20 protein-coding genes and 1 pseudogene are annotated in these 21,260 nt (G+C 59.3%); 10 read left to right on the forward strand and 11 right to left on the reverse strand.

The annotated features are described in order from the left end of the window. Nucleotides 1–26 precede the first annotated feature (26 nt). The gene (locus ODQ19_RS23095) at nt 27–353 is read left to right on the forward strand and encodes a DUF1820 family protein (protein ID WP_003194436.1); all 327 of its coding nucleotides are present in this window, start codon (nt 27–29) and stop codon (nt 351–353) included. Between the two features lie 128 nt (nt 354–481). Here ODQ19_RS23095 and ODQ19_RS23100 read toward each other — a convergent pair whose 3' ends face one another. The 4 genes from ODQ19_RS23100 to ODQ19_RS23115 all read right to left on the reverse strand — a co-directional run bounded on the left by ODQ19_RS23100 (nt 482) and on the right by ODQ19_RS23115 (nt 4,015). Beyond that, nucleotides 482–1,036, reverse strand: a complete 555-nt coding sequence (locus ODQ19_RS23100; RefSeq protein WP_116664996.1) for a tetratricopeptide repeat protein — start codon at nt 1,034–1,036, stop codon at nt 482–484. A gap of 226 nt (nt 1,037–1,262) precedes the next feature. After that, the gene (hemL, locus tag ODQ19_RS23105) at nt 1,263–2,546 is read right to left on the reverse strand and encodes a glutamate-1-semialdehyde 2,1-aminomutase (protein WP_032895176.1); all 1,284 of its coding nucleotides are present in this window, start codon (nt 2,544–2,546) and stop codon (nt 1,263–1,265) included. 11 nt (nt 2,547–2,557) lie between these two features. Then, nucleotides 2,558–3,187, reverse strand: coding sequence for a thiamine phosphate synthase (thiE, locus tag ODQ19_RS23110; protein WP_014720063.1), 630 nt, complete (start codon nt 3,185–3,187; stop codon nt 2,558–2,560). A gap of 30 nt (nt 3,188–3,217) precedes the next feature. Next, complete coding sequence (locus tag ODQ19_RS23115) at nt 3,218–4,015, reverse strand: hydroxymethylpyrimidine/phosphomethylpyrimidine kinase (RefSeq protein WP_330211313.1); 798 nt, start codon at nt 4,013–4,015, stop codon at nt 3,218–3,220. A gap of 275 nt (nt 4,016–4,290) precedes the next feature. Here ODQ19_RS23115 and ODQ19_RS23120 point away from each other — a divergent pair, with 275 nt between their 5' ends. From ODQ19_RS23120 to ODQ19_RS23135, 4 genes are all read left to right on the forward strand, one after another. After that, nucleotides 4,291–6,690, forward strand: a complete 2,400-nt coding sequence (locus ODQ19_RS23120) for a hybrid sensor histidine kinase/response regulator (RefSeq protein ID WP_330211314.1) — start codon at nt 4,291–4,293, stop codon at nt 6,688–6,690. A gap of 197 nt (nt 6,691–6,887) precedes the next feature. Beyond that, a complete protein-coding gene (locus tag ODQ19_RS23125; protein WP_330211315.1) occupies nt 6,888–8,540 on the forward strand; it encodes an acyl-CoA dehydrogenase family protein in 1,653 nt (550 codons plus the stop codon). Nucleotides 8,541–8,725: 185 nt separating this feature from the next. Beyond that, complete coding sequence (gene amn, locus ODQ19_RS23130) at nt 8,726–10,198, forward strand: AMP nucleosidase (protein WP_165861586.1); 1,473 nt, start codon at nt 8,726–8,728, stop codon at nt 10,196–10,198. A 71-nt stretch (nt 10,199–10,269) separates the two neighbouring features. Beyond that, nucleotides 10,270–10,905, forward strand: coding sequence for a pseudouridine synthase (locus ODQ19_RS23135; protein ID WP_105228631.1), 636 nt, complete (start codon nt 10,270–10,272; stop codon nt 10,903–10,905). On the opposite strand, the gene ODQ19_RS23140 is transcribed toward ODQ19_RS23135, so the two are convergent. After that, complete coding sequence (locus ODQ19_RS23140; protein ID WP_025999909.1) at nt 10,900–11,109, reverse strand: DUF2788 domain-containing protein; 210 nt, start codon at nt 11,107–11,109, stop codon at nt 10,900–10,902. The two genes, ODQ19_RS23135 and ODQ19_RS23140, sit on opposite strands and share 6 nt — an antisense overlap. A gap of 235 nt (nt 11,110–11,344) precedes the next feature. Then, nucleotides 11,345–11,824, reverse strand: a complete 480-nt coding sequence (locus ODQ19_RS23145) for an Lrp/AsnC family transcriptional regulator (protein ID WP_003194418.1) — start codon at nt 11,822–11,824, stop codon at nt 11,345–11,347. 427 nt (nt 11,825–12,251) lie between these two features. On the opposite strand from ODQ19_RS23145, the gene ODQ19_RS23150 reads away from it, so the two are divergent. Beyond that, nucleotides 12,252–13,214 (forward strand): DUF6515 family protein, encoded by a 963-nt coding sequence (locus ODQ19_RS23150; protein WP_330211316.1) that lies wholly within the window; start codon nt 12,252–12,254, stop codon nt 13,212–13,214. On the opposite strand, the gene ODQ19_RS23155 is transcribed toward ODQ19_RS23150, so the two are convergent. Further along, complete coding sequence (locus ODQ19_RS23155; protein ID WP_034133765.1) at nt 13,211–14,104, reverse strand: cation diffusion facilitator family transporter; 894 nt, start codon at nt 14,102–14,104, stop codon at nt 13,211–13,213. The genes ODQ19_RS23150 and ODQ19_RS23155 overlap by 4 nt on opposite strands. Before the next feature lie 9 nt (nt 14,105–14,113). Continuing rightward, complete coding sequence (locus ODQ19_RS23160) at nt 14,114–14,533, reverse strand: hypothetical protein (protein ID WP_003194410.1); 420 nt, start codon at nt 14,531–14,533, stop codon at nt 14,114–14,116. A gap of 221 nt (nt 14,534–14,754) precedes the next feature. On the opposite strand from ODQ19_RS23160, the pseudogene ODQ19_RS23165 reads away from it, so the two are divergent. Both ODQ19_RS23165 and ODQ19_RS23170 read left to right on the forward strand, forming a co-directional pair. Continuing rightward, nucleotides 14,755–15,135: pseudogene (locus ODQ19_RS23165) on the forward strand (DEAD/DEAH box helicase); the annotation flags it as partial. A 403-nt stretch (nt 15,136–15,538) separates the two neighbouring features. After that, the gene (locus tag ODQ19_RS23170) at nt 15,539–16,678 is read left to right on the forward strand and encodes a hypothetical protein (protein WP_330211317.1); all 1,140 of its coding nucleotides are present in this window, start codon (nt 15,539–15,541) and stop codon (nt 16,676–16,678) included. Nucleotides 16,679–16,782: 104 nt separating this feature from the next. On the opposite strand, the gene ODQ19_RS23175 is transcribed toward ODQ19_RS23170, so the two are convergent. Together ODQ19_RS23175 and ODQ19_RS23180 are read right to left on the reverse strand one after the other, a co-directional pair. Then, nucleotides 16,783–16,998, reverse strand: a complete 216-nt coding sequence (locus ODQ19_RS23175; RefSeq protein WP_076964220.1) for a hypothetical protein — start codon at nt 16,996–16,998, stop codon at nt 16,783–16,785. Next, a complete protein-coding gene (locus ODQ19_RS23180) occupies nt 16,991–18,184 on the reverse strand; it encodes a hypothetical protein (protein WP_330211318.1) in 1,194 nt (397 codons plus the stop codon). Before ODQ19_RS23180 ends, ODQ19_RS23175 begins: the two co-directional genes overlap by 8 nt. Nucleotides 18,185–18,499: 315 nt before the next feature. Here ODQ19_RS23180 and ODQ19_RS23185 point away from each other — a divergent pair, with 315 nt between their 5' ends. Both ODQ19_RS23185 and ODQ19_RS23190 read left to right on the forward strand, forming a co-directional pair. Then, on the forward strand, nt 18,500–18,925 hold the full coding sequence (locus tag ODQ19_RS23185) for a hypothetical protein (protein ID WP_236383793.1): 426 nt from the start codon (nt 18,500–18,502) through the stop codon (nt 18,923–18,925). Next, the gene (locus ODQ19_RS23190; protein WP_130175043.1) at nt 18,922–19,950 is read left to right on the forward strand and encodes a serine/threonine-protein kinase; all 1,029 of its coding nucleotides are present in this window, start codon (nt 18,922–18,924) and stop codon (nt 19,948–19,950) included. The genes ODQ19_RS23185 and ODQ19_RS23190 overlap by 4 nt, the downstream gene beginning before the upstream one ends. A gap of 1,093 nt (nt 19,951–21,043) precedes the next feature. On the opposite strand, the gene ODQ19_RS23195 is transcribed toward ODQ19_RS23190, so the two are convergent. Then, nucleotides 21,044–21,259, reverse strand: a complete 216-nt coding sequence (locus tag ODQ19_RS23195) for a hypothetical protein (RefSeq protein WP_330211319.1) — start codon at nt 21,257–21,259, stop codon at nt 21,044–21,046. Between the last annotated feature and the right edge of the window lies 1 nt (nt 21,260).

The raw sequence follows: 21,260 nt of genomic DNA on the forward strand, positions 1-21,260 counted from the left end.
ATATCCCCATGTGTTGTTCGCCCACCATGACCAAACGTGAAGCTCCAATCTATAAGGTGATTTTCCTCAACCAGGGCCAGGTGTTCGAAATGTACGCCAAGCAGATCTATCAAAGCGATCTGTGGGGCTTCCTGGAGGTGGAAGAGTTCGTCTTTGGCGAGCGCACCCAGTTGGTGGTCGATCCGGGCGAAGAAAAGCTCAAGGCCCAGTTCGAAGGCGTGGTGCGCAGCTTTGTGCCGATGCATTCGATTGTGCGCATCGATGAAGTCGAGCGCCTGGGGACGCCGAAGATCAGCGAAGCACGGGGCACGAGCAATGTGATGCCGTTTCCGATGCCGATGCCTGAGAAGTAGGGCTTTAGACCGAGGTGTGCCTATCGCAGGCAAGCCAGCTCCCACAGTTGACTGCATTCCAACATTGAAACGCGGTCGAATGTGGGAGCTGGCTTGCCTGCGATAGCGATGTGAGGTCTACAAAAAAATCAGGGAAGGGGTGAGAACGGCGAACGCCCATCGGCGCTCTGCAATTCCTGCAGGTAGTTGCGGAAAATCTGCCCCAGCACCTGGGTCGCCACTTCCAGTTCATCGCGCTGCATGTGCTCGGCGACTTCGTCGGCGGTGTCCAGTGCGTCTTCAGCGCCGTTGACCGCGGCCATTTTCAGCACGATGTACGCCTGGACGTTGTTGGCCGGCACGCCTTCGCCTTTGAAGAACATGTTGCCCAACTGGTATTGCGCTTGGGCGTGGCCCTGCAACGAGGCTTTCTCGAAGTAGCTCAACGCTTTGTTGAGGTCAACGGCCGGGTTCTTGCTGTCGTGGTAGTACTCGCCCAACTCGTATTGCGCCTGCGCATCCCCGTCCTCGGCCTGTTTCTGGCACGCGCTCAGGGCTTCGGCCTGGCTCTCTGGCTGGGTATTGAGGGTGCAACGACCCATCGCTGGGATTAACAACGAGTTGCCGCCGGCCTGGGCATGTGCCAGTAGCGGTTGAAGGAGCAACAGGCAGCCCAGAACCAGGGTGCGGCCGGTGCGTTTCATGGGAATCGACTTACCTCTGACGGGGCGCGCGGACCCTCGAGGGAGTCCAATAAGCGCGCATTATGAAATAAGCAGGCCTCTGCTTACAAAGTCTTTACTCGTTTTTCTGCTGCTTGGGCAAGTTATCTGCCGGATTGCAGGGCAAATCTCGAAAAAACCAGGAATTCTCTGTAAGCAAAGTAGCAAATCTGACGCTGCCAGGGGCAACGTCAGAGGTTGCCGTCACTTATTTCAGGGCCGCGAAGGCGCGCTCGGCAGCATCCAGGGTCAATTTCAGTTCGGCTTCGCCATGGGCGATCGAAGTGAAGCCAGCTTCAAAGGCGCTCGGTGCCAGGTACACGCCGCCTTCAAGCATCAGATGGAAGAAGCGCTTGAACAGCTCGGCATCGCTGCCCATCACGTCATCGAAGGTGACGATATCGTCGGCGCCGCTGAAGTACAGGCCGAACATGCCACCGGCCTGGGTGGTTACAAATGGGATGCCGGCGGCATCGGCGCGCTGTTGCAGGCCGTCGAGCAGGCGCGTGGTGTAGTCGGTCAGCTCGGCGTGGAAGCCCGGGCGGCTAATCAGGCGCAGGGTGGTCAGGCCGGCGGCCATTGCCAGCGGGTTACCCGACAAGGTGCCTGCCTGGTATACCGGGCCGAGCGGGGCGATGTGTTGCATGATCTCGCGCTTGCCGCCGAAGCAGCCTACCGGCATGCCGCCGCCGATGATCTTGCCGAAGGTGCTCAGGTCTGGCGTGACGCCGTAGTAAGCCTGGGCGCCACCGAGGGCGACACGGAAACCGGTCATCACTTCGTCAAAAATCAGCACCACGCCATGCTTGTCGCACTGCTCGCGCAGGCCCTCCAGGAAACCCGGGGCCGGTGGAACGCAGTTCATGTTGCCCGCAACCGGCTCGACGATGATGCAGGCAACGTCCTGGCCGACTTCGCTAAGCATCTGCTCGACGGCCGCGATGTCGTTGAACGGCAAGGTCAGGGTGTGCTTGGCGAACGCCGCAGGCACACCAGCGGAATTGGGGACGCCTTGGGTCAGCGCGCCGGAGCCGGCTTTTACCAGCAGGCTGTCGGAGTGGCCGTGGTAGCAGCCTTCGAACTTGATGATGTTGTCGCGGCCGGTGAAACCGCGGGCCAGGCGGATCGCGCTCATGGTGGCTTCGGTGCCGGAGCTGACCATGCGCACCATTTCCATCGACGGCACGATCGAGCAGACCAGGTCGGCCATCTCGGTTTCCATCGCGGTCGGGGCGCCGTAGGACAAGCCGTGTTGCAGTTGCTGGCGCACCGCGTCCAGCACATCCGGATGGCTGTGGCCGAGGATCATCGGGCCCCAGGAGCCGACATAGTCAACATAGCGCTTGTCGTCTTCATCGGTGACGTAGGCGCCTTCGGCATGCTTGAAGAACAACGGCGTGCCGCCCACGCTCTTGAACGCACGCACGGGGGAGTTCACACCACCGGGGATGTGTTTCTGGGCGTTGGCAAACAGGGTTTCGGAACGGGACATGATCGGGCTCTCTAAACTGAAGATTTAAGAAGGTCGTTGAACGCACGGGCGCGGCGGGTGACTTCCTGGGTGCTGTCGGCACCGAACAGGCCGTGGACCACGGCGAGCAGGTCGGCCCCGTGGGCTACCAGCGGCTCGGCGTTTTCCAGGGTGACGCCGCCGATCACGCAGATCGGCAGGTGCAGGCGCTTGCGGGCCTGGGCCAGCATGTCAACGGTGGCGGCGGGTGCGCCGGGTTTGGTCGTGGAATTGAAGAAGCGGCCGAAGGCGACGTAGCTGGCGCCTTCTTTGGCGGCCTGTTCGGCCAGTTCGATCTGGCTGTGGCAGGTGGCGCCGATGATCGCCTTGGCGCCGAGTAGTGCCCGGGCCGAGGTGAGCGGGCCGTCGGTCTGGCCCAGGTGCACGCCGACGCCCAGGCGCGCGGCCAGTTCGGCGTCGTCGTTGATGATCAATTGGGTCTTGTAGCGTGAGCACAGTTCGTACAGCTTTTCGGCTTCACGCAGGCGCCGTGCCTCGTCGCTGCTTTTGTCGCGGTACTGCAACAGGGTGACGCCACCGTCCAGCGCCGCCTCGACGTAGGCGAGGAATTTGCCGGCCAACAGTTGGCTGTCGGTAATGGCGTAAAGGCCGCGTAGTTTCATCGGGCAAACCCCTTGCTGACGAGCGATAAGTTACGAGCAGAAATCCAGCGGCAATCGGCGCGGCACGAACTGGCCCTGGCCGAGTTGTTCGGCATCACGCAGGGTACGCCACGTGTAGTTGAGGGCCGTTTGCACGGCGCTGGCCAAGCCTTCGCCCTGGGCAATGCGCCCGGCCAGCGCACTGGCCAAGGTGCAACCCGAACCGTGATAACTGCCGGGCAAGCGCTGGCAGGTAAAGGTCTGGCGCGTGCCATCGCGGCTGTACAGGCGGTTGTGCACTTCGTGCTCGTCGCCATGGCCGCCGGTGATCAGCAGGTGTTTGATGTACGGCAGCAGCTTCTCGGCGCAGTCGTCGGCGCTGCCGTCGGGCAGTTCCGCGAGGATGCGCGCTTCGGGCAAGTTGGGGGTGGCGATCAATGACAGGGGCAGCAGCCGCTCGCGCATCGCATAGCCGACCTCGTCCTTGCCCAGGCTACCGCCGCCGCCGGCGCGCAGCACCGGGTCGCAGACCACCGGCAAATGCGGGTGCGCCTGCAGCAGTTCGACCACGTTGTCGACCATCGCGGTGGAGCCGAGCATGCCCAGCTTGACCGCCGCAACTTCAGAGTCGCCGAGCACAGCATTGGCCTGGGCCAGTACCCACTCACGGTCAAGCACGCGGAAATCACTGACATTGACAGTGTTTTGCACGGTCAACGCGGTGACGGCCGGGGCCGCGTGGCAACCCTGGGCGAGCAGGGCTTCGATATCTGCCTGCAGGCCGGCGCCCCCACTGGGGTCGTGGCCGGAGAGACAGAGGACAACGGGGCGAGAGCAGTAGATATTCATGGTGCGCGAGCTTACCACCAAACGCTTTTTGCGTGGCTGTCTGGCGATGGCATGAGTTTGCCGCTGCGGCGCGATTTGCCGTGGCTGAGCGCTGCACTGAGATGAGCTGAAAGCATTGCCCTAGAGCCGTCCTAAAAAAAGTTCCTGCAGTGGCTAATGGCTTTTACTGGCTATGCTAAAGTGCATCCAAACAACTTACTGTATTGCCGGTGTACGTCTTCTCAAAAGGAATGGGGGGCTTTTGACACAACCGGACCAGGCTACGCTGGGGCTCTATGCGCTATTTGCTGATTTTTTTATTGTGCGGGCTGCCGATGCTCGCCAGCGCCGTCGAGTTCAACCAGGACACGCGAAGCCTCCCGTTGGGCCGAGTCATGCAAGTGCTCGAAGACCCAACCGATGCCCTGACCATCGCCGATGTCAGTTCCCCCGCCTATGCCGCCCAATTCAAGACCCACGATAAAGACACCCTTAACGCCGGTTATTCACGCTCGGTGTTCTGGCTGAAGGTCAACCTGCATTACACCGCCGACGACCCCCGCGCACCGCGCACCTGGTTTCTGGAGCTGGCCTACCCGCCGCTCAATCGCCTGGACCTTTATCAGCGCGACGGCACCGGTCACTACCGCCTCACCGCCCGCACCGGCAGCGCGTTGCCGTTTTCCAGCCGTGAGGTGAGCCAGAGCAACTACCTGTTCAAGCTCAACTTCCTGCCCGACCAGCAACAAACCGTCTACCTGCGCTTGCAAAGCCAAGGCTCGATCCAGGCACCGCTGACATTGTGGGCCGGCACCGCCTACATGGAAGAGCAGCCGCTGCGCTTGTACGTGCTGGGGGCCATCTACGGTGTGTTGCTGGGCATGCTGATCTACAACCTGTTCATCTACCTGAGCGTGCGCGACACCAGCTATCTCTATTACATCTTCTATATCGCTTCGTTCGGCTTGTACCAGCTGTCGGTCAATGGCGTCGCGGTGGAGTACTTCTGGCCGAACAACCCATGGTGGGCGAATGCGGCGGTGCCGTTCCTGATCGGCTCGGCGGCCTTGTTCGGCAGTCTGTTCGCGCGCAGTTTCCTGCACACCGCGCAGCACAGCCGCTGGCTCAACCGTATCCTGCTGGCCCTGGCGGCCTGTGGTGGGTTGGTGATGGCGCTGGCGTTGTTGACCAGTTACGCCGTGGCCCTGCGCCTGGCCACGGCGCTGGCGCTGGTGTTTACCGTGACCATCTTCGTGGCGGCTATCAAGGCCTGGTATTGCGGGCAGCGCATGGCGCGTTATTTCATCATCGCCTGGTCGGCCTTCCTGCTCGGCGGGGTGGTCAATACCTTGATGGTGCTGGGTTACCTGCCTAACGTGTTCCTCACCATGTACGCCAGCCAGCTCGGCTCAGCCATTGAAGTGGCGTTGTTGTCCCTGGCCCTGGCCGACCGCATCAACGGCATGCGCGAACAGCAGGCGCAGATTCTCCTCGATGCCAGCCAGAAACTCGAAGCGCTCAACCAGCAACTGGCCCGCAGCAACCGCCTCAAAGACGAATTTCTTGCCACCCTGACCCACGAATTGCGCACGCCGATGAACGGTGTGATCGGCTCGCTGGAGCTGATGCAAACCGTGTCATTGGACGATGACCTGACGCAGTACCAGCAAACCGCCGCCGGCTCGGCGCGGGACATGATGCGCATGGTCAACGGCATCCTCACCCTCACCGAGTTACAGGCCGGTCGCCTGGTGGCCCAGCCGCAAGTGTTCAGCCTGCGCGGCACGCTCGATACCTTGCGCCAGCAATTCACCGGCAGCGCCCAGAGCAAAGGCCTGGCGTTCTCCATTGATGTGGCCGATGAGGTGCCGGATCAACTGATCGGCGATGCCGACAAACTGCTCCAGTGCCTGGATTGCCTGCTCGACAATGCCTTCAAATTCACCCACGTCGGCGCGGTGCGCTTGCGGGTGGTGGGCGTGCCCCAAGGGAATGGCGCCTTGCACCTGAGCTTTATCGTCACCGACACCGGTATCGGCTTCGCCTTTCTCGATGAGGCTACGCTGTATCAGCGTTTCTTCCAGCTCGATGGCTCGATGACGCGTGAGTACGGCGGCCTGGGCATTGGCCTGGCGATCTGCCGGCAGTTGATCGAGCTGCTGGGCGGGCGCCTGACCCATCATTCGGAGCCCCGTAAAGGCAGTCGCTTCCAGTTGGAAGTGGACGTCAGCGCGGTGCCGCAGCAGGTGACGCCCGCCACGCAAACGCTGCCTGCACAGCGTACGCCTCAGGCGTGCACGGTGCTGCTGGTGGACGACAACAGCGTGGGCCAACTGGCGGTGCGTGGCATGTTGCTCAAGCTCGGTTATCGGGTCAAAACTGTGGAGAGCGGCCCGGCGGCGCTCGCTGCATTGCAAGGGCACAGCTTCGACGCCGTGCTGCTGGATGTGCCAGAGGGTGGCTTTTCGTTGTGCTGCCAGATTCGCGCATTGCCCGGCTGCGGTGAATTGCCGGTGATCGCCCTGAGTACTTCGCCCAATGGGCCGGAGCGTGAGCGCTGCCATGGCATTGGCATGACGGACCGACTGGCCAAGCCGGTGCGTTTCGACGCCTTGCAGGCGGCGCTTGAGCGTAGCGTGCTGTGCGCGGATGAGGGTGAAAGCGCCGAACATTCGGCGCGTATGCCACTTTTTTAAGCGCGATGGCGATGCTTAACTGGAAAAACCGGCCTCAATCGATCTGTGTTTTTTTGTAGGAGCGAGCTTGCTCGCGAAGAACCTCAACGATAACGCGCCCCTCCTGGGTTAGCGCGTTGCTCTCAGGTTTTTCGCGAGCAAGCTCGCTCCTACAGGCAGCCTGAAATCGATGCGGCCTTTTTTCCAGGAGGCCCGTCATGAACCTGCATCAGTTTGCCGAAACCCACGACGTCACCAACCAGCCACCGTCCCTGGACGGCACCAACCTGTATCGCATCGACTTGCCCCTGCAGGAATGGTCACGCCGCTTTGGCGCCGGCTGGGCCCAAGCGCGCATTGATGCCTACGGCGCGCTGGCGGGTGGGCCGTTGATGGCAGCCGGGTTCCTGGCCAACCAGAACAAACCGGTGTTCAGCAGCCATGACCGTTATGGCCATCGCATCGACCTGGTGGAGTTTCACCCGGCTTATCACGAGCTGATGCGCACCGCCGTCGAACATGGCCTGCCGTCGCTGCCGTGGGCCCATCCGCAGGCTGGCGCCCATGTGGCGCGTGCGGCGATGACCTACCTGCACAGCCAGGCCGAAGCCGGCAGCGGCTGCCCGTTGACCATGACCTTCGCCTGCGTTCCGGCCCTGCGCCTGCAACCGGAGCTGGCGGACCTCTGGCTGCCTAAAGTGCTCAATACCCAATACGACCCGCGCAATGTCGGCATCGCGCACAAGGCCGGCGCCACTATCGGCATGGCCATGACCGAGAAGCAGGGCGGCACCGACGTACGTGCTAACACCACCCGTGCTTACCCCGTGGGCGCGGGTGGCCCCGGCCAAGCCTACGAACTGGTGGGGCATAAATGGTTCTGCTCGGCACCGATGTGCGATGGTTTTCTGACCCTGGCCCAGACCGACAAGGGCCTGACCTGTTTCCTGCTGCCCCGGCACCGCCCGGATGACACGCGCAACGAGTTCTATATCCAGCGTTTGAAGAACAAACTCGGCAACTGCTCCAACGCCTCCAGCGAAGTGGAATTTCGCGGCGCCCTGGCGTGGATGGTCGGTGAAGAAGGCCGCGGCGTTCCAACCATCATCGAAATGGTCGCCATGACCCGCTTCGATTGCATGGTCGGCTCCAGCGCCTTGATGCGCCAGGCGCTGACCCAGGCCAGCCATCACTGCGCCCATCGCCAGGTGGGTGGCCGCGTGCTCAGCGAGCAGCCGCTGATGCAGAACGTACTGGCCGACCTGGCCCTGGAAAGCGAAGCGGCCCTGGCCTTGAGCCTGCGCATGGGGCGCGCCCTGGATCATCTTGATGATGAACATGAAGCCAAGTTCGCCCGGCTGGTCACGGCGGTGGGCAAGTATTGGATCTGCAAGCGCGCGCCCGCGATGATCAACGAAGCCGCGGAATGCATGGGCGGTGCCGGGTATGTAGAAGACAGCATCCTGCCGCGCCTTTACCGCGAGGCACCGGTGAATTCGACGTGGGAAGGTTCCGGCAATGTGCAGTGCCTGGACGTATTGCGTGCACTGTCCAAAGAGCCGGGAGTACTGGAAGCGCTGTTCGTGGAGCTGGGCGATGGCCACGGCGACAAGCAGTTGGCGCGGCATATCGAGCAGTTGAAGGCGGCGTTCATGGACACCCAGGATATACAGTATCGGGCGCGGCAACTGACCGAGGACATTGCCCTGGCGTTGCAGGCCAAGTTGCTGCTGGAGGCGGGTAATGCGGCGGTGAGCGATGGGTTTATCGCCAGCCGGTTGGGTGAGTCGTCGGGGCGGGTATATGGCACCTTGCCGCGTGGGGTGGATGTGCAAGCGATTGTCGCCCGCTCAACCCCGCAATCCCTCTGAATAAACACAATCCAAATGTGGGAGCGGGCTTGCTCGCGAATGCGGTGTATCAGTTACCTATTCAGTTACTGACCCACCGCATTCGCGAGCAAGCCCGCTCCCACATTATTTACCGCATTCCAATCCTGTGGTTTCGGTGAGGCCTGGATACAGGCAAGATAAAGGCCTGCAAGTCAGAACACAGGATGCTTACCGTGACCGAAGCTTTTGTTGTCGTTAAAACCGCTGAAGAAGCCGTGGACCGGCTGGCGGCGCTGCATGAGCGTGCGACTGGCGCGCTCAACCAAGCGCTCAAGCAATACCTCAAGGACCGCGTCGAGCCCGACTCCGAGCAGCGCGCATTGTTTCGCTACCCGGAACTGCGCCTTACCTACCACTGCCACGGTGAAGTCCCCCAAACCACTCGGGCGTATGCCAAGGTGCAACTGCCGGGTACCTACAGCGTCACCGTGACCCACCCGGCCGCGTTCCGTAAGTACCTGCTGGAGCAACTGGTGCCGCTGATGCACGACTTCACCGTGACGGTGGAAGTGGGCGTCAGCCAGCAGAACATCCCGTACCCCTATGTGGTGGAGCAGGGCGATGAACTGGCCGGCTCCGGCGTCACCGCCGCGACCCTGGCCCGTGTATTCCCCAGTACCGACCTGTCCGCCGCCACCGACGGCATTGCCGATGGCCTGTACGACTGGGAAAACACCGACCCACTGCCCCTGGCCCTGTTCGATGCCGCCCGCGTGGACTTTTCCCTGCGTCGCCTGGTGCATTACACCGGCAGCGACTGGCGCCATGTGCAGCCGTGGATCTTGCTGACCAACTACCACCGCTACGTGGACCAGTTCATCCTGCATGGCCTGGAGCAGCTGCGCAGCGACCCGCGGTTTATCCGCATGGTGCTGCCCGGCAACGTGGTGATCGACAAGAGCATGGACCACGGCGAAGCCTCGGCCATTGCCGCCGGCGTGGTCTGGCACCGCTACCAGATGCCGGCGTATCACCTGCAGGCCACTGACGGCCACGGCGTGACCCTGGTGAACATCGGCGTGGGCCCGTCCAACGCCAAGAACATCACCGACCACCTGGCCGTACTACGCCCGCATTGCTGGCTGATGATCGGCCACTGCGGCGGCCTGCGCCAATCCCAGACCATCGGCGACTACGTACTGGCCCACGCCTATATGCGTCGCGACGGGATTCTGGACCGTGTAGTACCGCCGAACATCCCAATCCCAGCCCTGGCCGAGGTGCAGATGGCGCTTCAGCAGGCGGCGGCCAAGGTCACTGGCGAAAAAGGCGAAGAGCTGAAAAAACGCCTGCGCACCGGCACCGTACTGACCTATGACGACCGTAACTGGGAACTGCGCTGGGCCCAGGAGCGGCCGCTGATCAACCTGTCCCGCGCCGTGGCCGTGGACATGGAAAGCGGCACCATCGCCGCCCAGGGTTACCGTTTGCGCGTGCCTTACGGCACCTTGTTGTGCGTATCGGACAAACCCTTGCACAGCGAGATCAAGCTGCCGGGTTCGGCCAACGCGTTCTACGAGCGTGCGGTCAGCCAGCACTTGAAGATCGGCATCGAGGCGGTCGACCTGTTGCGCACCGAACTCAACTCCTTGCACTCGCGCAAACTGCGCAGCTTCGACGAGCCGCCGTTCCGCTAAGCGGTTGGGATGGTCATTTAGCGGTCAGGCCACTAGCATTGTCGGTCCTGACCGTTAGATGTTCCTTTGCCATGTCCCGTCCCAGCCGTCCCGATTCGCGCCGCCCTGGCGTGAAACCACCGCACTCTGCCGCTCGCCGCGTTGCCAAGGCGCCTCCGGCCGAGCCGAAGTTGATCCTGTTCAATAAACCTTTCGACGTGCTGACTCAGTTCAGCGATGAAGGCGGGCGCGCGACCCTCAAGGATTTTATTGATATCCCCGGCATTTACCCGGCAGGGCGCCTGGACCGGGACAGCGAGGGCCTACTGCTGTTGACCAACGATGGTCAGCTCCAGGCACGGATTGCCGACCCCAAGCACAAGCTGGCGAAAACCTACTGGGTACAGGTAGAAGGCGAGCCCACCGAAGAGCAACTGCAACGCCTGCGCGAAGGCGTGGAGCTCAACGACGGCATGACCTTGCCGGCCGAGGCGCGGCAACTGGATGAGCCGGCATTATGGCCGCGCAACCCGCCGGTGCGTTTTCGTAAAAGCGTGCCCACTCATTGGCTGGAATTGGTGATTCGCGAAGGGCGTAACCGCCAGGTACGGCGTATGACCGCGGCAGTCGGCTTGCCCACACTGCGCCTGGTGCGCGTGCGTATTGGTGAGTGGTCGATCGACGGCCTGGATCAGGGCCAGTGGAAGGCAGTGCCGGCGCGCTTATAAGGCGCCGGATTCAATCAGACCGATCACCACGCTCTTGATGATGAACGCGGCCACACCCAGGCCCAGCACGAAAAACAGGATGAACGAACCAAAGCGCCCGGCCTTGGATTTCTTTGCCAGGTCCCAGACGATGAAGCCCATGAAAATGATCAGGATAGTGACCAGGCCGGTCATCATCCATTCTTCAAACAGGGCGGGGTCGATGTTGTTCATGGGGCTCTTCCGACAAGACAAGCGAGCAGTATACGGCAGCGTTACAGACGCAACATTGACCTGAGTCCTGCACGGTCAAACTGTGGGAGGGGACTTGCCCTGATGCCATTGTAGGAGCGAGCTTGCTCGCGAAAAACTCACAGGCGCCGCGTCCATTCAGCAAGCACGCGTTATCGTTAACGTTTTTCGCGAGCAAGCTCGCTCCTACAGTTGAACATCGTTTCTCTCAGGTGCGCAGGTGGGTCAGGGGCAGTTCGGTGCTGTTGAGCACCTGGTTCAGCACAAAGCTGGAACGCACGCTGGTCACCCCTTCAATGCGGGTCAGGTGCCCCAGCAGCAATTTCTGATAGTGATCCATGTCCGGCACCACCACCTTCAGTTGATAGTCCGCATCCATCCCGGTCACCAAACTGCACTCCAGCACTTGCGGCAGGGTGCGGATGGCGGCTTCGAAATTCTCGAAGCGTTCCGGCGTGTGACGGTCCATGCCGATCAATACATAAGCAGTGAGGCTCAGGCCGAGCATCTTGCGGTCGAGCAGGGCGACCTGGCGGGCGATGTAGCCGTCGTCTTCCAATTGCTTGACCCGGCGTGAGCAGGGCGAAGGCGACAGACCGATGCGTTCGGCCAGCTCCTGGTTGGAGATCCTCGCGTCGCGCTGCAATTCCGCCAGAATACTCAGGTCGTATCGGTCAAGCTTGCTCATTGGGTTGGCCTTTGTCGTAACTATTGCGGTGAATTATCCATGAAGGGTTAAAAATTGCGCAAGCACTGTTTATTGACGCAATCTTCGCAATCATCTGTCCGCCCGGCACGCCTATGATTACCAACAGAATCACCGCCTGGACAACAGTCCACAGCAACGCGCCCAATCAGGCCCGTTGCGGCCGCCGCCCCAGCAGGGTTGAGCCGGCCTCCAGGCTGCACACTGTCCACAAGACGGCGTGAGGTGAGCCAACGTCAAAAGCGTTGAGCCAGGACGAAATTCTCAAGGGGTGGCCGACGGGTCACCCCTTTTTCTTTGTGCGCGTTTTGCCTTCAGAAAATAGTTCTCGTGACTGATAACCTGTCTCAGAACCGGGTGAGGCTTTTCCAGTCTCATGATCAAGCCCCAATCCGCAGTGAGGAAAAGCATGAAGCGCATCTGGCGTATGGCAGGTGTTGGTTTGCTGGTGGTCAGCGTCGGCTCCCAGGCGATGGCCGACGAACGCGATAACTCACCGGGCCAGGGGCAACGGCCTGAGCACAATCAGCCACGCCCACAAAACCCGCAGGGTGAGCGTGGCGGCCAGCATGAGGGCGGCCAATGGCAAGGCCGGCCTCAGGGTTATGAGCCGGGGCGACCGGCACCGCAACCGCAACCCTCCAATAACCTGCCGATCCAGGGCCGGCCCGATACCGTGCGCCAGACCCAGGAGCCGCGCCAGGGTTACTACCGTGATATTCCCAGACGCCCCGATGACAACAGGCATTGGGAGGCCGGCGGCCCCGGTTCGCGTCCGGGTAACGATCGCCCCGGTGATAACCGCTGGCCAGGCCGCCCCGACGGGCATGGCAATGGCTGGGGGCCAGGCCCGCAGCATCGCCCTGGTTATGTCATCGACCGTTTCCCCGACCGCAATTACCGCGTGCCTTACCGTGGCCAGGATTACTTCTTCTCGGGTGGCTACTGGTACCGGCCCCAAGGCCCTCGCTACGTAGTGGTGACGCCGCCCTATGGCATTCGCGTGCATTACCTGCCGGACTACGCGCGTGAAGTGTGGGTAGGCGGCTCGCTGTTGTTCCTCGCCGCAGGCGCCTATTACGCCTACGAGCAAAGCACCCAGCAATACGTGGTGGTACAACCACCGACGCAGGTGCCATCACCCCCGCCGACGCCTCAAGGCAACGGTTATGACGTGGTGGCTTACCCGGCCAACGGCCAATCGCCAGCCCAGGTACAGCAGGACGGCTACGACTGTTATCGCTGGGCGGTGCAGCAAAGTGGCTTCGACCCCCGCACCGTGACTTACGCCCCCGACCCTGCAGTGGTGCAAACCTACCGCCAGGCCCAGGGCAACTGCCTGGGCAGTCGGGGGTATCAGGTGCAGTACTAGGTTTTGTTGCCGGTGACCACTTCCCGTGGGTCGGCGTGCACCAGCACTTCGGCTTTCGGGTATTCCCGGTGAATGGCATCGGCGGCCTGGTCGCTGATGCCGTGGGCCACCGACAGGGTCAATTCCCCCGGTAACTCCAAGTGCAACTGCACAAACCAGTGGTTGCCGGAAACCCGCGTGCGCAAGTCGTGGGCACCCAGTACGCCGGGCACGCCGCGGGCCAGTTCCAGCATGTGCTGGCTGACATCCGGCGGTAGCTCTTCGTCCATCAACACCGCAAAGCTTTCCCTGGCGATCTGGATCGCGCTCCACAGAATGTAGGCGGCGATCCCCAGGCCAAACCAGGCATCAACCTGATGAAAGCCAAAACCTGCCAACACCAGCGCAATCAGGATGCTGCCATTGAGCAGCAAGTCTGAGCGGTAATGCAGCGAGTCGGCACGCACCGCGTTGGAGCCGGTCTCGCGCACCACGCGGTGTTGCAGCATCAGCAGGGCCACGGTCAGCGCCAGCGACAAGATAATCACGCCGATACTCAACCACGGTGCGCCAACAGGCTCTGGGTGCTTGAGCCGTTCATACGCCTGGAGCGCAATCAGCACCGCACTGCCGGCGATAAACAAGGCCTGCGCCATCCCCGCCAGCGACTCCGCCTTGCCATGCCCATACCGGTGATCATCATCGGCCGGGCGCAGGGCGTAATGCACTGCCAGCAAATTCAACAGCGAAGTGACGCCGTCGAGCAGTGAGTCGGTCAACCCGGCGAGCATGCTCACCGAGCCGCTGAGCCACCAGGCGATGGCCTTGGTCACAATCAACACACAGGCCACGCCCACCGAGGCGCGGGTGGCCAGGCGCAGAAGCCTTGCGTGTTCGGGGCTGCTGGTCATGAGCTGTCCTTACGCGGCAGGCTGCAGGCCCAGGGCCGCCAGTTGCTGCACGCTGCCCTTGAACTGGATCAGGCGTGGGTCGTCCAGCGGCAAGGTGCGGCCGGTTTCTTTCTGGATGATGCTTTGCAGCTTGGCGTTATCGACCGTGCCGTCGGCGCCGATGGCTTCGTGCAGTTTCTCGGGGGCGACCTGAGCGGTCTTGCCCGGTTCGAAGTAAATGGCGCCCGTGGCGAAGTCGACACCGAAGGCGATCAGGCCGGGGATCACATAAAACAACAGGCCGAGGGCATCAAGTACCGCGATGGTCGGGTCGATCTTGCCGTCGATCTGGCCACGGCGGTCGGGGTAGAAAATCGACCCGCAGGCGGTGAGTTGGCTCAGCAGGGTAACGGCGAGTACACCGCCGATGACACGGGAAGCGATACGCATGAAAAAGTCTCCTGAACAGATTTAAGGGTGACTATAAGCCAGTCCACAAGGCGATGATGTCCAAATGTGGGAGCGGGCTTGCTCGCGAAAGCGGTGTATCAGCCATCCGATATGTCGCTGACCCACCGCATTCGCGAGCAAGCCCGCTCCCACATCTGACTCTGTTCCCAATGGGATTATGCAGTTCGCCGTTATACTCGCCGCTCTGCTTTGGAGCCAGTATGAATTCGTTGCCGATCGATGATGTTTTACCCGCCCTGCGTGACGCCTTGGCGCATCGCCATGAAGCCGTGCTGGAAGCGCCCCCCGGCGCCGGTAAAACCACGCGGGTGCCCTTGGCTTTGTTGAATGAGCCCTGGCTCGCCGGGCAAACCATCCTGATGCTCGAACCCCGGCGCCTGGCCGCCCGTGCTGCTGCCGAGCGGCTGGCCAGTGAGCTGGGTGAAAAGGTCGGTGAGACCGTGGGCTACCGCATTCGGTTGGACAGTAAAGTCGGCCCCAACACGCGCATCGAGGTGGTCACCGAAGGTATCCTCACCCGCCGCCTGCAGGACGACCCGGCGCTGGACGGCGTGGGCCTGTTGATCTTCGACGAATTCCACGTTTTGCCACATTCACCGAAATACCCTGAAATCTTGTCAAAGCTCAGGGCATTCTCCTGCCAAAAGTGAGCTCCTTCCAGGCAAGTCCCTGGCCCCTCGTTGAAGTTTCACCCTATGACAAACCTCGGCGTGATCTCAATGTCACCTACCGCAGTCGCCACGGTCTCGAAACCGGCTCATATCCTCCCGCTATGCTCGCCCTCAAGGCGACTGAACGTCATTTCCCCACAGCTACGCACGCCAGTCCCCAATACCCCTGCAGCACCCTCGAACGATGCAATTGATCGGAGAACCACCTGATCGTCGGCAGCCCCGAGAGTGCAGTGTTCTGCCGTTAAAACGGTTTTGTCCCAGGCAGAGGGAGATGTACCGTAGCCCGCTTCTCACTCCTAAGGATTCGAACATGACTATGATCGCGGGTTACAAGCTGAAAGTCGGTGCGTTCCTGCAAGCGGATATTCTCCTCACTAGCCCCGATATGTGGATGAACTCTTCTCCAATCCCGTCGTTCCACGCCAAAGATGGTGAGCCTGGATTAAATGACCGTGTAGTGATGGGGCTATGCCAGAAGATTTTGCTGGTGAATGAGCGCTTTGCTGTAGCTTTTGCTGGCAATGTCAATGATATCCAGGCTGTTGGACGATTGATTGATCAACTTATCAAGGTGGATCCTCAACTCTCAGGTAAACGTTTCATCGAGGCGTTTCTCGCAGACAAGCTACTGAGAAAAGCTGAGGTCAGCATTATTGCACTCAGTATTGAGGGCGATGAAATTAGCATTTCAAATGTTGATGCCGAATTTGGGGGTGGGAATGACCATTTTGAACTGTGGGTTGGAGGAAGTGGTGGAAAGTATATTGTCGAGTACTTCGAGCAGTTTTCTCCTGATAATTTTGATGTTCCTGAAGGGGATGTAGTCGCTCTCGGAACCTGCATGGCTCTTCGGCAGTTCGTCCTTCATTTGATCAGTGAGTTTGAGGGGCGCTTTGAGTCTGAAACTATCAAAATGCTCTGCGGTGGTGGTTATGAGGTACTGGCTTACTACGGCGGTCAGTTCCAGAAGATTTCAGATGTAGTTTACGCCTTCGCAGATGCTGAGATTGACGCTGAAGGAATTCTTCAAATCGACTTCCCCAAATTTTTGATGAAATCTGCGTATGATGAAGATGAACTGATGATCCGAAGCGTGGAAATTAAATATGACGAAGACGAGGATGAGCACCTAGCTTGCAATGACCAGACTTTCATTATCGCTCCGATTACGCGCTATCATGAATTGGCGGTGCGGAGCAATTGCAATGCAATAAAGTTTGTAGGGGAGTTTCTTTGCTTTTTGATTAAGGTAAAGCATCAGGGTGAAAGTTTCATTATTCCTATTGTAAGAAAGTATAGAAGTAAAATTTTCTTTTTGGGTGAGGCTTTTGCCGCCACGGTAGGTCATTACGGTGTGCAAATCATCTACATGGATGACTTCAGGGAGCTTGTCACTGCTCAAGTTTTCGAGCACATGCGAGAACTCAAATTGCAGAGCGGCCTAACCTGATGTCTGTAGCCTAGATTCCGCCTGGAAGTACGGCTCAGATGCAGTGCATTGCAGAAACAATAAAGCCACCTTGCGGTGGCTTTCAAGTGGTAGCGGCTGAGCCCCTAGCGGTGCTCGACTACTGTAACGAGATCAAGGGTTCCAATGCCCTTTTCAACTACATCTTTAGCCTTGGCCAACATAGAAGCCCTGAGCTCATCGCGAGACATCCGGCCACTGTAAATCTTTGCGAATGCTTTGTGCTTCAAAGCAGCGGAGGCGCTCACTTTAGCGTCACCGGTCTCTTCGGCGGCAACTTTAGCTACGGCAAGTTCAGTCATTTTCACTAGCCTCCATGTCAATAAATGCACGGTATAATAATATCATATCATGCAAATACGCGCAAATCGGTTGCAATAGCTGGACAAATTGTGCATTGCGGCTGTCGCCCATTAAAATATTTGCCTTGTTGTTATAGATGTTTAGGCATCCAATTGGGGTTTTGGTGTCGTCGCCTAGCGCTAGCGGAATGGAAAGTATCGACGTTGCATAACGGTGCGTGGTGTAGTACTTGCCAATCGTCGTTTTGTAGTGTTCGGTCACGTGAGGGTTTTGCCGCGCCTCGTCTTCCAGCCAGTCTTTGAAATGCGTGCGGGAGTCTTGAATATACTGTGACTCATTGGTGGAGACAGCTACCGGCCCGCCTGGCAGATTAGGTTGCGACTTTGCATGATCATTCGCGTCGACTTTGAAGGGGAAGCAGATCGGACGGATGTCGTTATCTGGAGCGGCAAGATCCTGGTTACCTACGGAGGTGGACAGTTCTAGGTCGGTGATGTGAAGTATGCCGTCGGCGTTATCCAGGCGAGCATCAATGTTTGAGCTGAACAAGAAGAACGGGCTTTCGTTGACTTGCTGCGAGAAGTTCCTACGAATGGCATCTTTGTCCAGCTCCACCATCATTACGTTGGCCCGATATGTCTCGGTAGGAGCGCTGTCCCAGTTTTGTGCCAACACGAGTATCTTAGTGAGCACCACGCGGATATCACTCGCCAAGCTCTGTTTGGTCATCGGCTGGGAGTCATCCTGCGCTTGGCTCTCAAATAAGAACCGAATGTCGATTACAGCATCGCTGTAGGCCGCCAGAAACTGCTTGGGCGGCATGGTCGTCAGGCGATCTTGCAGTTCCTTTTCTTTTTTTCGGGTGGAGGTGACAACCCCTACTTCACGCAAGAAAACGGCGATCACGGCGAAGATCGACAACATGATCGATGGCCATAGGTACTCTGTCTCGAAAAACTGCTCCAGTGTGTGAGTGGAGGTGTACTCGTCTTTAATGTTGCCGCTCATAACGGAAATCATGGCTGCGCTCCCAATGCTCAGCAGCGCGATGATCATGGATCCGTAACTGGTGCCAACGAGCAGGCAGGTGCCCAGGAACACTTTTTTGACCCAAGAGCCGATGGATCGAGCGATGGAAGCAAGCCCAGCTTGCAGGGTTTGATAACTTGGCGTGCTGTTGTTCAAGATTCAGTTCCGTAATTGTTTTCCGTGTAGCCAGTCCGGCTACCGTTCTCTCACACCCTCACCGGGCGCGGCTGCTCGACCGTCCAGAGCCTTACCAGCAGGTGCTGACGCATAGCTCGTCTGCGACTCCCTTCCTGTCCGACCTGGCAATTTTCGACTTATCCGAGCTTAGGCTGGGTTTTTTCCCCGAGAAGGGGTGATTGACGAAGCCGAACGCTGTAATACCATGGGGTGATATTTAATTGCCTCCACAAGGAAAAGTATATGGCCTTACGCTGCGTAGGACTGGTAGTCAGTGCGAGTGATGTAACCGTAGTGGATACCACGATCCCGGACGACTCGGATGAACCGCTCGTCCTGATCAAGGACGACACCTGGAAACTAGCGGCAGGAGATCGCCCGAAGGCGTATGAAACGCTGTTCCATCGCTGCGTGTCATACATCCAGCAGAACGGCGTGAATCAGGTCGTCATCAAAGCTAGTGCATTGCCGCAGGGCAGCGCAGCAAAGGGTGGTCTCTTGGATGGAGCTGAGCTGAGGGGTGTGATCATGTGCGCCGCTGCGTCTGCCTGTGAGATCCGTGTCATGGACAAGGCCTGGATATCCAGAACTTACAAGCGCAAGGTTGACGAGATCCTCAAGGACGATCCTTTCTGGGAGCAGCAGCTCAACGGGGCCAAGCTTCGCAAGGGAAGCCGCGAGGCCGCCATGTTGGTAGTCGCCCACAGGAACCGGCCATGAGCAGCGTCGTACCGGAACTCGAAATCATCAAGAAGCTGGGCAACGGTCACTTCGGCGAGGTGTTCCTGGGCAAGTGCGGCGTCCACGGAGATGTCGCGGTTAAAGTGCTGGCCCGAAAGCCCGAGCATGATGATGCTGAGTGGAAGGCGATTAGGGAGGGTTTTTTGGTTGAGGCCAAGCACCTTTCGAGCGCCTCTCATCGAAACGTAGTTCAGGTGTACGGAATTGAGGAGCTGCAAGACAGCATCCGATTCACGATGGCTTACTGCCCTGGCGGATCGTTGCAGCCCCTTTACGAGCAAAGCCCACTACCTTTGGCTCGTGTGCATAAGATTGCGACCGATGTCCTGATCGGCCTGGACGCGTTGCATGGGCGTGGCATGCTTCACCGGGACATCAAACCGGGCAACATCTTGCTCGATCACACGGGCTTGGCGAAGCTCGGTGACTTCGGGCTAGTGACAGATGATTTGCTGCTGGGCTATGGCTCCGCTGCGGGTTATGCGGATCACATCGCGTTCGAGGTTTGGCAGGGGGGCGGAACCAGCGTCAAGAGCGACATTTGGGCTCTGGGTATGACGCTTTTCCGGCTGCTTCATGGGGAGACCTGGTACATCCTTCAGAACGAGGCGCCTGTAGACATTGTGCGCAATGGCGGGCTCGCAGATCGCCTGCGTTGGTTACCACACATCCCCAAACCATGGCGCCGCGTAATCCGTAAGATGCTTGCAGATGACTCTGCTGCCCGCTACGCCACTACCGGCGACGTCCTGAATGCCATTTCGGGTCTCCCGATCGACCAACCCTGGGAAACAAATGTAACCCCGGAATTGGTGCGATGGGAGCTACAGTCCCCCAAGCGCCTGAACTTCGTGGAGTGGAATCTGCATTCTGAGCGGCGTCATGAGTGGAAGGCCTGGAGCGAGCCTGTAGGGACGGGACGCAAAATGACACTCGGCCAATCGCAAGGCGTCATACCTCGCAAGAAGGTTGACCGGGAGCTGGAAACCTACTTCTCCCGCTAACGAGTGCTCTTAGCCAGCTGCGCTGCGCAGACGCCGGGGCAGCAGATAACCGTTGACAAAGTCGGCAGCGCTCAATGGCTTGAGTTGGAAATGATCCTGAGCGGCGGCTCGACGCTGATCCGAGCAATTAGGGCAATATGTTGCGAGTGCATCGATACCTTCTGCCGGGTGCCATATGGCGCCGCAGTAGGTGCATCGAGGCGACGTGAGCCTCAGATTGGGATGGCGCTTGCTCATGTGAATCCTACCTGTCGCGAAGGCGACGTATATCGGGCATGGACGAACGAGTGTTTGTGGGCGGCAAAGCTTATACGAGTTCTTTTACTTTGGCCTTCAGAATTGCCGAAAGGTCAATCTCGTTTGAATTCGCCAGCACACTTACACTGTATGTATGAACAGCCTTTAGTGCAAGTGGCGGTTACAGTCGCTTGTCCGTCGTTGTCCGTTCAGGAAAATCTCACCATGAGGTTTAGCAGAGAAAATCATTTTCGCAGCTCCTTTCGATCTCAAACTACTGCTCTTGGTTGACGCTCGCCCGCTGAAAGCAACTGAGCGATGCTCCCCATCAATGCAGAGGCGCGGGGCCCTCCTCGATATGGTGGCCCTTTGCCCTGCTGGAGGGCTACTATGGCGCGTCACTGCCACCGCTTGACGCCATGACTTTCAGGGAGGGTTGCTATGTGGATAGATAACGAGACAGAAACAGATTTCCTCAATTTCTCTGGTGTGGCCGATGCGGTTGCCGAGATCATATACTCCGCAAATGGCCGTCCCATTTCCATCGGGGTCTCAGGGGCTTGGCCTCGATAGCCTGATAGGTTCCATTGATCTAGTTGCACAAGGCGTGAAGCCCTACGCCGTCAGCCAGACTGTTCGGGGGGTGGGGAAAAACAGGATCACTTTGCCCAGAGCCTCGGGCTATCCAGGATCGGACTTAACCACGTCACCCGATCTCCCGGTGCGCAAGAGCCCTCCCAGAGGGCACGCTCGATCATCTTCCTCGCGTTCGGACTGGCAGTAGCAACTTCACTTGATAGTTACCATCGTGGCGAAACGGTGCCGCTGTATATTTGCGAGAACGGTTTCATCGCGATCAATCCGCCGTTGACGCCATCTCGGGCGGCTGCAAGCGATTTTCAACGTTGCCGACATCAATGTACGCATCCACAACCCTTATGCTTTGAAGACGAAAGTAGAAATGTTGGCCGAGTGTCGTAACCAGGATCTGCTGAAGCTGCATGCCATTGCATCCAACAGTTGGGACGATTCCAGCGTTTTGGGTAAAAATACTGCGGTCGATGCGTCCCATG

This window comes from Pseudomonas sp. AM4(2022), assembly GCF_036346515.1.
GTDB classification, from domain to species: domain Bacteria; phylum Pseudomonadota; class Gammaproteobacteria; order Pseudomonadales; family Pseudomonadaceae; genus Aquipseudomonas; species Aquipseudomonas paracarnis.

Bases quoted from the DNA above. Each gene is read 5' to 3' on its own strand.
- ODQ19_RS23100 (WP_116664996.1), bottom strand. From the start codon at position 1,036: ATGAAACGCACCGGCCGCACCCTGGTTCTGGGCTGCCTGTTGCTCCTT.
- ODQ19_RS23175 (WP_076964220.1), bottom strand. From the start codon at position 16,998: ATGACTGAACTTGCCGTAGCTAAAGTTGCCGCCGAAGAGACCGGTGAC.
- ODQ19_RS23190 (WP_130175043.1), top strand. From the start codon at position 18,922: ATGAGCAGCGTCGTACCGGAACTCGAAATCATCAAGAAGCTGGGCAAC.
- hemL (WP_032895176.1), bottom strand. From the start codon at position 2,546: ATGTCCCGTTCCGAAACCCTGTTTGCCAACGCCCAGAAACACATCCCC.
- ODQ19_RS23160 (WP_003194410.1), bottom strand. From the start codon at position 14,533: ATGCGTATCGCTTCCCGTGTCATCGGCGGTGTACTCGCCGTTACCCTG.
- ODQ19_RS23135 (WP_105228631.1), top strand. From the start codon at position 10,270: ATGTCCCGTCCCAGCCGTCCCGATTCGCGCCGCCCTGGCGTGAAACCA.
- ODQ19_RS23115 (WP_330211313.1), bottom strand. From the start codon at position 4,015: ATGAATATCTACTGCTCTCGCCCCGTTGTCCTCTGTCTCTCCGGCCAC.
- ODQ19_RS23170 (WP_330211317.1), top strand. From the start codon at position 15,539: ATGACTATGATCGCGGGTTACAAGCTGAAAGTCGGTGCGTTCCTGCAA.
- ODQ19_RS23125 (WP_330211315.1), top strand. From the start codon at position 6,888: ATGAACCTGCATCAGTTTGCCGAAACCCACGACGTCACCAACCAGCCA.
- ODQ19_RS23155 (WP_034133765.1), bottom strand. From the start codon at position 14,104: ATGACCAGCAGCCCCGAACACGCAAGGCTTCTGCGCCTGGCCACCCGC.
- amn (WP_165861586.1), top strand. From the start codon at position 8,726: ATGCTTACCGTGACCGAAGCTTTTGTTGTCGTTAAAACCGCTGAAGAA.
- ODQ19_RS23145 (WP_003194418.1), bottom strand. From the start codon at position 11,824: ATGAGCAAGCTTGACCGATACGACCTGAGTATTCTGGCGGAATTGCAG.
- ODQ19_RS23120 (WP_330211314.1), top strand. From the start codon at position 4,291: ATGCGCTATTTGCTGATTTTTTTATTGTGCGGGCTGCCGATGCTCGCC.
- ODQ19_RS23095 (WP_003194436.1), top strand. From the start codon at position 27: ATGACCAAACGTGAAGCTCCAATCTATAAGGTGATTTTCCTCAACCAG.
- thiE (WP_014720063.1), bottom strand. From the start codon at position 3,187: ATGAAACTACGCGGCCTTTACGCCATTACCGACAGCCAACTGTTGGCC.
- ODQ19_RS23150 (WP_330211316.1), top strand. From the start codon at position 12,252: ATGAAGCGCATCTGGCGTATGGCAGGTGTTGGTTTGCTGGTGGTCAGC.
- ODQ19_RS23195 (WP_330211319.1), bottom strand. From the start codon at position 21,259: ATGGGACGCATCGACCGCAGTATTTTTACCCAAAACGCTGGAATCGTC.